Genomic DNA, 16,233 nt, shown 5'->3' with positions numbered 1-16,233 from the left:
AAAAACAACTCCTGTACTTAAAAATACAGGAATTGTCTAACAATTAACTAATCATGAAACATTATTTTAAAATCTGTAGGACAAGGCCATAGAAATTGATCTTCCGGTCAATGATCTTGCTCTTACATAGTTTACCGTATTCTCAGTTATACTTCCTTCTTCTGACTCCGTAATTGCTAATGTATTCAGTATGTTATTACCAGAAAGATTTACTGATAATCCTTTTGTCAAACCAACTTCAACAAAACCATTTACAATTACAAAACCATCCATTACCAGTTGATTTGAATCTTGAGCAAAAGCTTTAGTCTGCCCAATAAAACTTAATCCTAATGTGTTTTTTCTATCCATAAATTTAAATGTTGGCATTACACCATACATTAATTTAGGCTGTCTTCTTGGTTCATTTCCTTCATCAGCACCTGATGTAATTTCTGCTTTAGTATACGTCATAGACCCTCTGATGTTTAGATTATCTGACAAATCATATGCTGACTCTAATTCTAATCCCAAAGATTTGTAATTGTTTTGTCTAATTATATTTGCTCCAGCCTCATAACCGGCCTGCTCATCCGTTTTAGAACTAAAGGCAGTCGCGTAAAAGTATCCTTTATCGAATTTTTGTTTATAGCCAATTTCTGTCTGCATTAAAAAATCTAAAGCATTAATTTTATTTCCGTCTAAATAATTCAGCCCACTAAATAAAATTCTATCAGCCTTCGCAGCAGCTCCTTTACTAACTCTAGCAAACAAAGATTGTTTCGCAGTTAATAAATAGTTCCCTCCTAATGTATATGAAAAATAGTCGTAAGTGTAATTAACAGGAGTTTCATTAGCAGTATTCACAGCAAACACATTGTTTTCTGGTGCCGATAGTACTCCATCATTATTGATATCATATTGTGTCGCTGTCCCCCCGGCAAAAGAACCTGTAACTGTTCCATTATCATATCGTAATCCACCTTCAAAAGAAAGGTTTTCAGTAGCATCAAATGAAACATTTACGTAAGGTGCAGACACGTTATACTGGGTGTCGTAATTTCTAGCTAAGTTACCCCAAGCCGGAGTACCATAAGCATAGAGTCCATTCTCTGACAATGGATTACCGCTAACATCCGTAACATTGATTAAACGAGGATTAGTATCAGACACTTCTTGTAAATAAGAGTTCCACAACCAAGACATCGAAACATTTTGCATTGATTTGAAAAATCCAAAAGTAACCCCTACATTATCTATTTTTTTTGTCAATCTCAGATCATTCATAAAATTACTCATGTCGTTCAACTGAGTATCAAACATATGAATTCTAGCAACTAAACCATTAGGACTATTAAAAGCAGTCCCATCATTTGCATAACTTAGTGTTGAACCCGCGCCAAAAGAAGTTGCGATAGCAGAAGCAGTTCCTAATTCAGCAGGAAAAGGCGCTATGAAACCGCCACTGTTTGCAGAGTAACGAAAATTATCTGAAACTTTCCAGTTGTTGTCTAAATCAAAAGAAGCATTTGCTCCTATAGATTTTGAAATAGGGTGCATTCCATTAGCAACTTTTTCTCTTCTTACGTTTCCTTCGGTTCCAAGTCCTACATTATGGTTTAAGTAAATAGACTGTAACGCCCCTTTTGTAGCATTATAACCATCTACACTCGTCCAAATTGGATTTTCATTGGTTCCAGAAACTTGCACAGGCATTGGCATATATGCTACGGCTCTATCATTTAAAAATTTGGCGTAAACTGTTACTGATCCTTTTTCGAATTCTTTTGTAATATTGAATTTTACTTGACCACCATTATTGCTATTAAAACCTGTTTTTCTAACTCCCTCACCTGATCTGTAAAAACCACCCACGTGAAAATATAATCCATCACCGATTTTAGTCCCATAATCTAAATCAGTTCTAAAATTTTCATGATCTACACCAAAAGTAGTACTCAAAGTTCCGCCTTCAGTTTTTCCTGTTTTACTTATGAAATTAATAATTCCACCAGGAGCATTTGAAGACAATGTAGATGCTGAACCTCCACGAATAGCTTCAATCCTTGCTACATTACCATCAAATCGTGTAAAGATATCAGCTGTTGCAAAAGCAATATCCCCAAACAATAATACAGGAAGCCCATCTTCTTGAATTTGTAAATATTTTGAACCTCCGGATGATATTGGCACACCACGAACAGAAATATTGGAATTCCCTTCTCCTCCTGATGATTCTGAACGAATACCTGGGATAGTTCTAAAAATCTCAGCTGTTGACCGTGGTGCAGATTGCTCAATTTCCCTTGTATTTATAGATGTAATAGAAACACTCGATTTAATTTTTGTTTTTGGATTAATTACACCCGTTATTACAACATCATCAAGAACATTAGCATCTTCCATCATGGTAATATTTTTAATAATATTTCCAGCTACATCAATTTTAAATTCAACATTTTTATATCCGATGTATGAAGCAACAAAATTGAAAGTACCATTTTGAAGATTTAAAAAATTATATTTCCCATCAATATCCGTCACAGTTGACTTTGACGAATCTTTTATTAAAATATTAACACCTGGCAGCGGCGCTCCATTACTATCGGTTACTACTCCTGTTACGGTAGCATTTTGTGCAAAAGAAAGATTAAAGAACAATAAAACTACAATGGTGCCTATTTGTCTGATTAATGAATTTGGTTTTTTCATAGTTATTTAAATAATTTTGTTTGTAAAATTTGTTTATTTTTTTTATCAAATGTATATTTATTAAGGAAATTAAAAACGAATTATATAATCGAAAACGTTTTCGAAGTACCGAAAACGTTTTCGATTTGATTTGAAAAATTATTTTATCATATTTGTCTAATGAAAGAAGCTACTCTCAAGGAAATTGCAGAAAAATTGGGCATATCAATTACTACTGTATCGAAAGCGCTAAAAAATTATCCTGATGTCAGTTTAAAAACTAAAGATGCTGTTATTTCATTAGCTAAAAAACTCAACTACAGCCCTAACTCTTTTGCTGTTAATCTAAGAACTAAAGAATCCAAAACTATTGGTTTAATTATTCCGGAAATTGTTCATCACTTCTTTTCAAACGTAATAAATGGAATTGTTGATGAGGCTGAAAAAAACGGTTATTTAGTGATCATATTACAATCCAACGAAACTCTTGCTTTAGAAAAAAAACAAGTCGAATTACTGATTAACAAAAGAGTAGACGGTATTATAATGTCTTTATCGAATGAGTCTAATAATGATGACCACATAAAAGAAATAATCAATCGGAAAATTCCTTTTGTAATGTTTGACAAAATTGCCAAGCTTTCAAAATGCTCAAAAGTAATTATTAATGATCAAAAAGCTGCTTTTAATGCGGTGCAACATTTGATTGATAACGGATGCAAAAAAATAGCACATATTCGAGGCCCATTGAATCCTCAAAATTCAATTGACAGATTCATTGGATACAAAAAAGCATTAGAAAAAAATAATATCCCTTTTGATGCGAAATTGGTTTATACTTGTGAACACGTAACTTTTGAAGAAGGAAGAGCTTTCGCTGAACAAATTATTAAAGAACACAGCGATATTGACGGGATATTTGCTATTACAGACCTCGTTGCCGTAGGAGTGCTTTCCTATTTTAATGACGCAGGAATTAAAATTCCAGAACAAGTTTCCGTGATTGGCTTTAGTAATTGGTTTATGTCTCAAGTAATTACACCAAAACTAAGTACAGTTGATCAACCGAGTCATGCTATGGGGGTTGAATCTTTCAATTTATTACTGGAAGAAATGAATTGCCATAGAGAAGGAATTCCCTTTACTCCTAGAACAGTGGAGTTAGATACCCATGTTATTATCAGAGAATCTTCTATTAGAGTAAATAGTTAGCATTTAAAGTCCTATTCCAGAAAATCAATATTTCTTTTTATCCCTTGAAACTTTGCTCTCTTTAATGGCGAATTTTTAAAAACGGCTCTAAATGTTTCTTCAGTTATTTCAATCCAATCCTTTTTTGACATCGAAAGTAATTCTGGATTTGGGTTAAAAAGGGGTTCATTATGGGGTTTGGAAAATTTGTTCCAAGGACAAACATCCTGACAAACATCACATCCAAAAGCCCAATCATCAAACTTGCCTTTCACTTCCTGAGGAATATTTTCTTTTAATTCAATGGTGAAATAGGAAATACATTTGCTGCCATCGACCACATAAGGTGCAACTATTGCCTCAGTAGGACAGGCGTCTATGCAAGCGGTGCAAGTGCCACAATGATCCGTTGTGGGATTATCGTAGTCTAAATCTAAATCAATAATGAGTTCCGCAATAAAGTAAAAAGAACCTACTTTTTGGGTCAATAAATTACTGTTTTTGCCTATCCAGCCTAAACCGCTTTTGGCAGCCCAAGCTTTATCAAGTACTGGCGCCGAATCTACAAAGGCACGTCCGGAAACTTCTCCAATTGTTGATTGAATGGAGAATAAAAATTCTTTGAGTTTTTCCTTGATTACAAAATGATAATCCTGCCCGTACGCATATTTTGAAATTTTATACGAGTCCGAGATTTGCAGTTCTTCAGGATAATAATTTAGCAACAGTGAGACAACACTTTTAGAATCATCGACTAGTAAAGTTGGATTTAAACGCTTGTCAAAATGGTTTTCCATATAGGACATTTGACCGTTTCTATTTTTGTTTAACCAATTCTCTAAACGAGGCGCTTCTTGTTCCAAAAAACCAGCTTTGGATATTCCACAAGACATGAAGCCGAGACGTTTTGCTTCGGTTTTGATAAATTGCGTGTATGAAGACTTAAGGTTGATAATTAAGAAATTGATGTTAATAAACGGAATACGTTAGCCCTGATAGAAGCGGCATCTCCCTATTTAGAAAAACAAGGCTTTTTTGCAGTAGTTTTTATTAATGGGGAATACAGCGGATAGCAGGAAACAGCTCCTAAAAATTAGAATAAACCGCCTTGAATATTTGTATTTAATTTGCCCAAGTGCTTGTATGCTTTATCGGTGACTTCCCTACCACGAGGAGTTCTCATGATAAATCCTTCCTGAATTAAAAACGGTTCATAGACTTCCTCGATTGTCTCGCTGCTTTCGGAAACGGCTGTAGCCAAAGTTGTCAATCCAACGGGTCCGCCCTTGAATTTATCGATAATTGTCGTTAAAATTTTATTATCCATCTCATCCAGACCATGAGCGTCAACGTTAAGGGCTTTTAAAGCATAACGAGCAATCTCAATGTCAATTGTACCATTTCCTTTTATTTGAGCAAAATCACGTACCCGACGCAATAATGCGTTAGCAATACGAGGAGTTCCCCTGCTTCGGCCTGCAATTTCTATGGCTGCTTCCATGGATATTGGCATTTTAAAAATGGTAGCACTTCTTTCCACGATTGTGGTTAGTAACTCTGTGGTGTAATATTGTAAACGGGAGGAAATTCCAAAACGAGCTCTCATAGGAGCGGTCAATAAACCCGAACGTGTCGTAGCTCCAATTAAAGTGAATGGATTTAGATTAATTTGAACTGTTCGTGCATTTGGTCCTGATTCAATCATGATATCAATTTTAAAATCCTCCATTGCTGAATACAAATATTCTTCTACGATCGGACTCAAACGATGAATTTCATCAATAAATAGAACGTCCCTTTCTTCTAGATTCGTCAATAAACCAGCTAAATCGCCAGGTTTGTCTAAAACTGGACCAGAGGTAATTTTGATACCAACTTGTAATTCATTAGCAAGAATATTGGCTAATGTTGTTTTTCCTAAACCGGGAGGCCCGTGAAACAGGGTATGATCAAGCGCTTCATTTCGTTGATTTGCCGCTTGAACAAAAACTTTAAGGTTTTCTAAAATTTGCTCTTGTCCTGCAAAATCATCAAAAGAAAGTGGCCTTAATTTTTTTTCAAGATCAAGTTCTTCCGAATTGTAACCGTTTGATGTTGGATCTAAATTTTCATTCATCTAACAAAGATAGCAAAGCAATTTCGAATTTTAAATTTTAAATTTTAAATGCTGAAAAAATTAAAAAACTGCTATAAGTATCGGTAGCACTTTGGTAAACAGAAATAAAGAGCACAAAAAAAGCCTCTACTTTCGCAGAGGCTTATCATTATATTTTTAATGGTGTAAAACTTCTTCACCTTCTTTCATTGGAACGTTTTGAGGTACAAAATCCACATCATGAGCTGGATTACTGTAGTCATAAGGCCAACGATACACCTCAGGAATTTCACCTGGCCAGTTACCGTGTATGTGTTCCACAGGAGCAGTCCACTCAAGTGTATTCGATTTCCATGGATTCATTACAGATTTTTTACCGTAGAAAATACTAACGAAAAAGTTATATAAGAAAACCAATTGAAATGCCCCACCAATTAATGCAAATGTTGTAATCAAAACGTTTACGTTTTGCAAATCATCAAATAACGGGAAGTTTGTGTTTGTATAATAACGTCTTGGTAAACCAGCTAATCCAATAAAGTGCATTGGGAAGAAAACTCCATAAGCACAGATAGCGGTTACCCAAAAGTGTACATATCCAAGATTTTTGTTTAACATTCTTCCGAACATTCTTGGAAACCAGTGATAGATTCCAGCAAACATACCGTAAAGAGCAGAAATACCCATTACAAGGTGAAAGTGAGCAACTACAAAATAAGTATCGTGCACATTGATATCAAGTGTACTGTCTCCCAGTATAATTCCTGTTAAACCACCTGTGATAAACGTTGAAACTAAACCAATTGAAAACAACATAGCAGGATTCAATTGCAAGTTACCTTTCCATAATGTTGTAATGTAATTAAACGCTTTAACGGCAGAAGGAATAGCAATCAGTAATGTTGTAAAGGTAAATACGGATCCTAAAAATGGATTCATACCCGAGATAAACATGTGGTGACCCCAAACAATAGTTGATAAGAATGCAATTGCAATAATAGACATAATCATCGCTCTGTAACCAAAAATTGGTTTACGAGAATTTGTTGCAATAACTTCAGAAGTAATTCCTAAAGCAGGAAGTAAAACTATATAAACCTCAGGGTGACCTAAGAACCAAAATAAGTGCTCGAACAATACTGGTGAACCTCCTTGGTAATGTAAAACTTCACCGGCAATGTATATATCAGACAAGAAGAATGATGTTCCAAAACTTCTATCAAAAATCAACAGCAATGCTGCAGATAAAAGAACCGGGAAAGAAACGATACCAATAATAGCCGTTACAAAGAAAGCCCAAATTGTCAACGGTAGTCTTGTCATAGACATTCCTTTAGTTCTTAAGTTAATTACCGTAACTACATAATTTAAAGACCCCATTAAAGAAGATGCAATAAAAATAGCCATAGAAACTAACCATAATGTCATACCCATACCAGAACCAGGAATAGCTTGTGGTAAAGCACTCAAAGGAGGATAAATTGTCCAACCTGAGGAAGCTGGTCCAGCTTCAACAAAAAGTGAACCGATCATGATAACACTGGACAAGAAGAATAGCCAATAAGAAACCATATTCATAAAACCGGATGCCATATCTCTAGCACCAATCTGAAGCGGTATAAGCAAATTACTAAAGGTACCACTTAGCGCTGCTGTTAATACAAAAAATACCATTATAGTTCCATGTATGGTAACCAATGCCAGATAAATATCATTTGCCATTACGCCATTAGGAGCAAATTTATCACCAAGTAATATGTTGAAAATTCTAAAAGACTCTTCTGGCCATGCCAATTGCATTCTAAAAAGCAAAGACATTCCAACTCCAATAATCCCCATAAAAATACCAGTAATAAGATATTGTTTGGCAATCATTTTATGATCAATACTAAAAATATATTTAGTAATAAAAGTGTCTTTATGGTGGTGTTCGTGTTCGTGATCTATTGCGTGATCGTGACCTTCTGCTGACATATATATTTCTTTAAATTTCCTAATTAATTATTTCATTACAACTGCAGCAACTGCTGAGGTATCTTTTGTTTTTGTAGAATCTTTACCCATCGCCCCATTAACAGGTGCCGGCTCAGCCAATGAAGCTTTTACTTCATTTACAATAGTAGCTTTATCTTTTAACCAAGCTTTATAATCTTCTGGTGTATCAACTATTATTTTCATTTGCATATTGTAATGAGAAGCACCACATATTTTATTACAAAGCAATAAATAATCAAATGTGTAAGGGTCTAAAGCCGATTCACCCTTAGCTACTAACGCTACACTTTTTTTAGCTCTCAGTGCATTTATATTAGCTACTTTTTCTACCATAAATGGCAACTCTCTATATTCTGCAGTGGTGTAGACTGGCTCGAAAGCAAATTCAGTAACCATCCCTGGAACACAGTTCATTTGAGCTCTAAAGTGCGGCATGTACGCAGAGTGCAATACATCCTGAGAGCGCATTTTGAAATGTATCTTTTTACCTTTTGGAATGTGTAACTCTGTGACAACAATATCATCCTGAGCATATGGATCGGATAAATCAACACCAACTGCGTTAGCACCTTCAATATATCGAACATTCGCTTTACCTAGAACATTATCTTCACCAGAATACCTAGCTTTCCAATTAAATTGCTGTGCATATAATTCGATAACTACAGTATCTTCATCCTCGTCGATAAACATGATATTTGTCCACGCATAAAGACCATATAGAATCAAACCAGCTAATACAACCGCTGGTATAACACTCCAAATAGCTTCTAATTTATTATTATCGGCAAAATAAAGCGCTTTCTGATCTTTCTTACCTCTGTATTTGAAAGCAAAATAGTGCAATAATACTTGTGTAACCGCCTGCACTATAAAAATAAGTGCCCACGTTATGTTCATCAAATTATCCACTTCTGCTCCATGAGCCGAAGCTGGTGTATGAAGAACAAGAGGACCCCATTTAAACAATCCGTAAATTGAGAAAATATAAATAAAAGCTAAAAACCCAAACATCAAATAACCTTGCACGTTATTGTCATCATCCGTAGCTATTTCTGAACTATCTGAATTGGATCCGACTTGCGTCAGGTCGAATATTTTAGTCAATTGCCATAAAGCAACAGCTAATAAAACTAAAACTATAATTACCAACAAACTTGTCATCTGTTTTTTTCTTTAAATATTAATAATGAAAATGTTTACTTTCTTCGATGAAAGGATTTCTTTTTGCCAATAAAGGAACTTTAGTCATTGCATTGAAAACAACGAAAATAAATAATCCAAGGAAGAAAAGAACAGAAGCTATTTCTGAAATTCCAATAAACCATCTGTCACCTACAGTTCCCGGCATAATCATATTAAAGAAATCAATATAATGTCCGCCAAGTATCACAACTCCAGCCATAACTAATACCCAGCTAATTCTTTTGAAATCTGTATTAATTAATATCAATAATGGAAAGACAAAATTCATCACTACAGCTCCAAAAAATGGAAGGTTATATAATTCGATTCTTGTAATGTAATAAGTAACTTCCTCTGGAATATTAGCATACCATATCAACATGTATTGTGAGAACCATAAATAGGTCCAAAATATACTAAAACCAAACATAAATTTAGCTAAATCATGAATATGACTTGTATTAACATGTTCTAACGCCCCTTTTGACTTTAAATACAAAGTAACTAAAGCAATAGTAGTGATAGCACTTACAAAGAAACTTGCAAAAACATACCATCCAAACAAAGTACTAAACCAGTGTGGATCAATAGACATAATCCAGTCCCAAGACATTATAGACTCAGTCACAATAAAAAACACAAGGAACATTGCTGAAAGCTTAAAGTTCTTTTTGTAATAAAGATTATCATTTGCTTCATCTTGAGCCAAACAGTTTTTTCTCGAATAATACTGATATAGACTCCAACCAGTCAAAAATATAGCAGCTCTAATGATCCAAAAAGGAAAATTAAGGTAACCAGCTTTATTAGCGATTAATTTATCATTAGCTACAACTTCCGGATCTAACCAAATAAAAAGGTGATTAAAATGTAATCCGGATAATATTAAAATAACAAAAAAGATAACAGAACCAACAGGTAAATAAGCCGTTATACCTTGCATAACTCTGAATAAAACAGGAGACCATCCCGCCTGTGCCACTTGTTGGATAGCATAAAACACTAACACACCCAATGAAACTAGCATAAAGAAGATACAAGCAACATATAAAGCCGACCACGGTTTGTTTTGAAGCTGGTGTAAAACATGATTCAAATGCTCATTATGCTCCTCTTCGGCGCTAAGTTCATGAGCACCTTCTTTTTTTACCACTGGCACAACTTGCGCTTCTTCAACAACCACTGTGGTATCAACTTTTGTTGAATCAGAAGTTGGGATAACTACTGCTGTAGTTTCGTCTATTTGTTTGACTTCATTAGCCTCGCTATGATTAGCAGACGGTTCATGCGAAGGTTTTTCAGAAGCAACGGTCGCTTCATGTTTTGCTTCGCCATGTCCACCGTGACTTTCGGCAGCAAGAAGTTTTTCAACGTCTTGAATATCTTTTGGTGCAGTTAAAAAACCATATCCAATTCCTAATATACCTACGGCCATTAAGATGAAAGAAAGAGTTTTTAATTTACTTGAAAATGTATACATATCTATTACGATCAGTTTGTTCAACAATTATAATTCACTTTTTAATTTCAGAACGTAATCGGCGACAATCCAACGTTCTTGGGCACTCAATTGATTAGCATGCGATCCCATTGAGTTTATACCATACGTTACAATGTGAAAAATACTTCCTTCAGTAATGACTCTGTCTTTGTAACTAGGAACACCCAAAAATTTTTCTCTTTCTACAAGTTTACCTTTACCGTTACCAGTATTACCATGACAAGTAGCACAATAAATTTCAAAAAGTTCTTTTCCTTTTTCAAGGTCCTTGCCTATCGAATCTAATGGGGACTTCAAATTGGCTTTAGCCGATTCATACCCTGCAGTAGAATTTTCGTATTCATACGGCTCAGTACCTCTATCTAAGCTTCCTTCAGCAGGAAGTTGCCCCTCTTTACCATTTTTGAATGCATTCGATTCAGCATAAGTTTCGTACCCTACTGATTCGTACATATTTGGAAAATACTGATAGTTTGGTGCCGCATTATTATGGCATGATGAAACTAAAATAGTTATACCAAATAAAAGTGTTATTTTATATACGCTTTTCATATCTATAATTAATGCTTATCGATTACTTTAACTTCTACAGCTCCCGTACTTTGGAAAAAAGAAATCAATTCTTCTTCATTATCATGTACAGCTACTTCCATTAAAAAATGGTCATCTGTAGTTCTTACATCTGGATTTTCTGCTTCTTTGAAAGGCCATAATTTACTTCTCATGTAAAAAGTAATAACCATTAAGTGAGCTGCAAAAAATACAGTTAGTTCAAACATAATTGGCACGAAAGCCGGCATGTTTTCAATGTAACTAAAACTTGGCTTTCCGCCAATGTCTTGTGGCCAATCCTGAATCATAATATAATTCATCATCGCTGTTGCTACAGCAATTCCCACACAACCATAAAGAAAAGCACAAATCGCTAATCTTGTAGGTGCAATTCCCATAGCTTTATCCAAACCGTGAACCGGGAATGGAGTAAAAACTTCTTCGATATGATGATGAGCTGCTCTGGTTTTTTTAACCGCATCCATCAATATATCATCGTCATTATAAATGGCGTATATTACTTTATTACTCATGATGTGAATCTTTATTTGCTTCTCTTGCTCTTTTGTAATTATCTCCAGTTCCTTTCAAAATTGTTTTTACCTCTGCCTGCGCAATTACAGGGAATGTTCTTGAATACAATAAGAAAAGTACAAAGAAGAAACCTATTGTTCCAATGAAAATTCCAATATCAACGAATGTAGGTGAAAACATTGTCCAAGAAGATGGTAAATAATCTCTATGTAACGAAGTTACGATAATTACAAATCTCTCAAACCACATACCAATATTTACAACGATCGAAATAATAAATGAAAACATGATACTTGTTCTTAATTTTTTGAACCACATAAATTGTGGAGAAAAAACATTACATGTCATCATCGACCAATATGCCCACCAGTATGGTCCAGTAGCTCTATTCAAGAAAGCATACTGTTCGTACTCTACACCAGAATACCAAGCAACAAATAATTCAGTTATGTAGGCTACCCCAACAATAGAACCTGTAATCATAATAACGATATTCATCAACTCAATGTGCTGAACCGTAATATACGCTTCTAGATTCGAAACTTTTCTCATAATTATAAGCAAAGTATTTACCATTGCAAATCCTGAGAAAACCGCTCCAGCTACAAAGTACGGAGGGAAGATTGTTGTATGCCATCCTGGAATCACAGACGTAGCAAAATCCATCGATACAATAGTATGCACAGAAAGTACAAGTGGAGTGGCTAAACCTGCAAGTACCAAAGATACTTCTTCAAAACGTTGCCAGTCTTTTGCTCTACCGCTCCATCCAAAACTTAATATAGAATATACTCTTTTGTTAAAAGGAGTTATAGCTCTATCACGCAACATTGCAAAATCAGGTAATAAACCAGTCCACCAGAAAACTAATGAAACCGAAAGATATGTTGAAATTGCAAATACATCCCAAAGTAATGGCGAGTTAAAGTTTACCCAAAGAGAACCAAATTGATTCGGAATTGGTAAAACCCAATATGCTAACCATGGACGACCCATGTGTATAATTGGAAATAAACCTGCTTGAATAACGGAGAAAATTGTCATTGCTTCAGCAGAACGGTTAATCGCCATTCTCCAACGCTGACGGAAAAGTAATAATACTGCCGAAATAAGAGTTCCAGCGTGACCAATACCAACCCACCAAACAAAGTTCGTGATATCCCAAGCCCATCCAACAGTTTTATTTAAACCCCATGTTCCAATACCTGTAGATACGGTGTAAATGATACAGCCAAGTCCCCAAAGGAAGGCTATTAATGCGATTGAAAACACAATCCACCAATGTTTGTTTGCTTTACCTTCAACAGGCGCAGCTACATCTACAGTTACATCGTGATAAGATTTATCACCTATAACTAAGGGTTTTCTAATGGTTGCTTCGTAGTGAGACGACATAATCCTTTATATTGATTCTTAATTAATTATTTTTTGTACTAGGTATTTCTAACTTTAACATGATAAATCACATTTGGTTTTGTTCCAACATGCTCCAATAAATGATACATTCTTTCGTCAGTAGCTAATTTAGATACTTCTCCTTCTTTATCATTTATATCTCCAAATTTCATTGCTCCATTAGAACAAGCGTTTGAACAAGCCGTTTGAAATTCACCATCAACAATTGCACGTCCGTCATTTTTCGCCTTCAGGATTGTTGCTTGTGTCATTTGAATACACATTGAACATTTCTCCATAACTCCACGAGAACGTACATTAACATCTGGGTTCAATACCATACGCCCTAAATCGTCATTCATGTGATAATCGAATTCACTGTTTTTGTTGTACAAGAACCAGTTAAAACGACGCACTTTATAAGGGCAGTTATTAGCGCAATAACGTGTTCCTACACATCTGTTATAAGCCATGTGATTTTGACCTTGACGAGAGTGTGAAGTTGCAGCAACTGGACAAACCGTTTCACAAGGTGCGTGGTTACAATGTTGACACATTACAGGTTGAAAAGATACTTGTGGGTTATCACCCGCTTTTTCCATTTCGTTAAATGTAGACAATGAACTTGATAATCCTGCAATATTTTCTTTTCTTTCGTTATCACCTTCAAAAGTACTTTCAGAAGAATAATATCTGTCAATACGCAACCAGTGCATATCACGACTTCTTCTAACTTCTGATTTTCCAACAACAGGAACGTTGTTTTCAGCGTGACAGGCAATTACACAAGCACCACAACCGGTACAAGCATTCAAATCAATAGAAAGATTAAAATGGTGACCCGTTGAGCGATCAAATGAATCCCATAAATCTACTTTAGTTGCTTCCACTTCTTTGTGATCCAATGACACCATTGGTTGTGGATTCCAAAGCTTTGCATCTTTTGTATTGAAAATTTCTAAAGAAGTTTCTTTAATGATATCTCCTCTTCCCATCAACGTTTTCTGACCTTGAACACAAGCAAACTCGTGCTCTCCTCCAGTTTTCGCCAAAGTTACAGACTGTACATTATTAAAACCTTTATATAAAGAGTAAGCGTTCAAACCTACCATCATTTCTTCTTTCAAAGCCGCTTTACGACCGTAACCTAATGCTAAACCAATTGTACCAACTGCTTGACCTGGTTGAACGATTACCGGAACGTTTTCTAATTTAACTCCATCAGATGTAGTAATAGTGGCGTAACTTCCGTTCAAACCACCGTTTGCCACGATTTCATTAAAAAGCTCATATTTCTTTGCATCTGCATTCGAAACAGTAACATAGTTATCCCATGAAACTCTTGTAATTGGATCCGGAAACTCTTGTAACCAAGGGTTATTCGCTTGTTGTCCGTCTCCCATCCCTGTTTTAGTATATAAAACAAGTTCTAGTCCTTGAGCAACTTTTGATTGTGCTAAAGCATTGGCAGCAGCACTAAAATCAGCAGAACCACCAGTGGCAGCAGGAATAGCTCCAACATATACTCCATCGTGTAATACTTTGTTCCATGAAGAACCAGCTATTACTGTTGATGCATTAGCCTTAATATAATCATAGAATGTACCTGTTGAACCATTTAAGGACAACAATACATCTTGAAATTGTTTTGTATTAAAAAGTGGACGAATTGTTGGCTGAGTAATTCCATAAGTACCTTTTGTGATACTTACATCATTCCATGATTCCAAATAATGTGGAACAGCTGCCGCAATAGTACTTACTAAAGCAGTTTCATCCTCTTTCAAAGAAAACGACACTGACGTTTTTACCTTTTTAAGTCCTTCAACAAAAGAAGCGCTATCCGCTAAAGTATAAACCGGGTTAACACCGCTCATCACTAATGTATGAACGCTTCCCGCTTTCATATCGCTTATTAATTGAGCCACTTTTGCACTAGATCCTTTTCTAATTTGTCTTGTACCAGAAGTACTAAACGCTTCACTAGCCAAAGCTTGGTTGATAGCCAACACTAATAATTGCGCATTCTTATCTTGAATACCGGATACTAAAACTCCTTTTGAACCAGCAGCTTTTAACTGTTGACCCGCTTTTGTAACTTCTGCTTTAAATTTATCTTCTAAACTTACAGCAACCGAAGATCCAGTTACAATATTATATATATGAACTAATGCTTGTTTTTGGTTCGCAGTAGACATTGGCAAACGCTTATCAGCAGCAGCACCAGACAAAGTCATGTTTGCTTCTAACTGAAAATGACGAGACATTTTCCCTGCTTTTGGAATTCTTCCTTTAGTATAACCTGAATCATAACTTCCACCCTGCCAATCCCCAAGGATATCAGCTCCAACAGAAATTATAAGTGAGGCTTTAGAAAAATCATAATCAACCAAAGCTCTTTCTCCATAAACCGTTTCGAAAGCATCTAATGCTTCAGATTCAGATACAGCATCATAAACAACATGTTTAGCATTTGGATTTTTACCAATAAACTCAGCAATCAACTTCTCAGTTGACGGACTGGCTAATGTGTTTGTCAAAAGTACAACTTGACCACCTTTCGCAGCAGCATCAGTTAAACTTGATTTAATTTTAGAATCAACAGCAGACCAAGTTGAATTTTTACCTTCAACCTTAGGCTCTTTCAAACGCATGCTATCATACAAAGAAAGAATCGATGCGTGAATTCTTGCATTAGCACTAAATTTAGCTCCGGCAATAGTGTTATTATCTATTTTAATAGGACGCCCTTCACGAGTTTTTATCAAAAGATTAGCAAAATCAAATCCATCAAAAACAGAAGTAGCATAATAATCTGCCACTCCAGGAATGATTTGTTCCGGCTGAAGAACATAAGGTATAGACTTGTTCACAGGACCTTCGCAAGCTGCAAGCGTAGCTGCCGCAGTACTAAAACCAACGTACTTTAAAAAATCACGACGTGATGTTGACGAAGATGACAAAGCATCATTATTTCCTAAAAATTCATCAGTAGGAATTTCTTCAACAAATTCGTTATTTCTAAGCGCCTCAACAATAGAACTATTTTTGTCTAGTTCTTCAACACTTTTCCAGTATTTTTTGTTTGATGACATATATAAATATTAAAATCTTA

At 35.3% G+C, this 16,233-nt stretch carries 11 protein-coding genes; 1 reads left to right on the top strand and 10 read right to left on the bottom strand.

Translation table 11 applies throughout. From position 1 onward, the window contains the following. Nucleotides 1–66: 66 nt before the first annotated feature. Nucleotides 67–2,691 carry a TonB-dependent receptor domain-containing protein gene (locus E0F89_RS02825; RefSeq protein ID WP_131908338.1) on the bottom strand — a complete coding sequence of 875 codons (2,625 nt, stop codon included), beginning with the start codon at nt 2,689–2,691 and terminating at the stop codon, nt 67–69. A gap of 159 nt (nt 2,692–2,850) precedes the next feature. Here E0F89_RS02825 and E0F89_RS02820 point away from each other — a divergent pair, with 159 nt between their 5' ends. Further along, nucleotides 2,851–3,882, top strand: a complete 1,032-nt coding sequence (locus E0F89_RS02820) for a LacI family DNA-binding transcriptional regulator (protein WP_131908337.1) — start codon at nt 2,851–2,853, stop codon at nt 3,880–3,882. Nucleotides 3,883–3,893: 11 nt separating this feature from the next. Here E0F89_RS02820 and queG read toward each other — a convergent pair whose 3' ends face one another. From queG to E0F89_RS02775, 9 genes are all read right to left on the bottom strand, one after another. Next, on the bottom strand, nt 3,894–4,817 hold the full coding sequence (gene queG, locus E0F89_RS02815) for a tRNA epoxyqueuosine(34) reductase QueG (RefSeq protein ID WP_131908336.1): 924 nt from the start codon (nt 4,815–4,817) through the stop codon (nt 3,894–3,896). 137 nt (nt 4,818–4,954) lie between these two features. Then, nucleotides 4,955–5,977 (bottom strand): Holliday junction branch migration DNA helicase RuvB, encoded by a 1,023-nt coding sequence (ruvB, locus tag E0F89_RS02810; RefSeq protein ID WP_131908335.1) that lies wholly within the window; start codon nt 5,975–5,977, stop codon nt 4,955–4,957. A gap of 156 nt (nt 5,978–6,133) precedes the next feature. Then, entirely contained in the window at nt 6,134–7,930 is a 1,797-nt protein-coding gene (locus tag E0F89_RS02805; RefSeq protein WP_131908334.1) for a cytochrome c oxidase subunit I, read from the bottom strand. 27 nt (nt 7,931–7,957) lie between these two features. Further along, nucleotides 7,958–9,115 (bottom strand): cytochrome c oxidase subunit II, encoded by a 1,158-nt coding sequence (locus E0F89_RS02800; RefSeq protein WP_131908333.1) that lies wholly within the window; start codon nt 9,113–9,115, stop codon nt 7,958–7,960. A 19-nt stretch (nt 9,116–9,134) separates the two neighbouring features. After that, nucleotides 9,135–10,616 (bottom strand): quinol:cytochrome C oxidoreductase, encoded by a 1,482-nt coding sequence (locus E0F89_RS02795; protein ID WP_131908332.1) that lies wholly within the window; start codon nt 10,614–10,616, stop codon nt 9,135–9,137. A 27-nt stretch (nt 10,617–10,643) separates the two neighbouring features. After that, nucleotides 10,644–11,189 (bottom strand): c-type cytochrome, encoded by a 546-nt coding sequence (locus E0F89_RS02790; RefSeq protein WP_131908331.1) that lies wholly within the window; start codon nt 11,187–11,189, stop codon nt 10,644–10,646. 8 nt (nt 11,190–11,197) lie between these two features. Further along, complete coding sequence (locus E0F89_RS02785; RefSeq protein ID WP_131908330.1) at nt 11,198–11,722, bottom strand: DUF3341 domain-containing protein; 525 nt, start codon at nt 11,720–11,722, stop codon at nt 11,198–11,200. Beyond that, entirely contained in the window at nt 11,715–13,118 is a 1,404-nt protein-coding gene (gene nrfD / locus E0F89_RS02780; protein WP_131908329.1) for an NrfD/PsrC family molybdoenzyme membrane anchor subunit, read from the bottom strand. The genes E0F89_RS02785 and nrfD overlap by 8 nt, the downstream gene beginning before the upstream one ends. 38 nt (nt 13,119–13,156) lie before the next feature. Next, nucleotides 13,157–16,213, bottom strand: a complete 3,057-nt coding sequence (locus E0F89_RS02775) for a TAT-variant-translocated molybdopterin oxidoreductase (RefSeq protein WP_131908328.1) — start codon at nt 16,211–16,213, stop codon at nt 13,157–13,159. Nucleotides 16,214–16,233 lie beyond the last annotated feature (20 nt).

Source organism: Flavobacterium caseinilyticum (genome assembly GCF_004349085.1).
GTDB classification, from domain to species: domain Bacteria; phylum Bacteroidota; class Bacteroidia; order Flavobacteriales; family Flavobacteriaceae; genus Flavobacterium; species Flavobacterium caseinilyticum.
The sequence above is the reverse complement of the archived record's forward strand: the minus strand, read 5'-3'. Positions and strand labels throughout refer to the sequence as shown.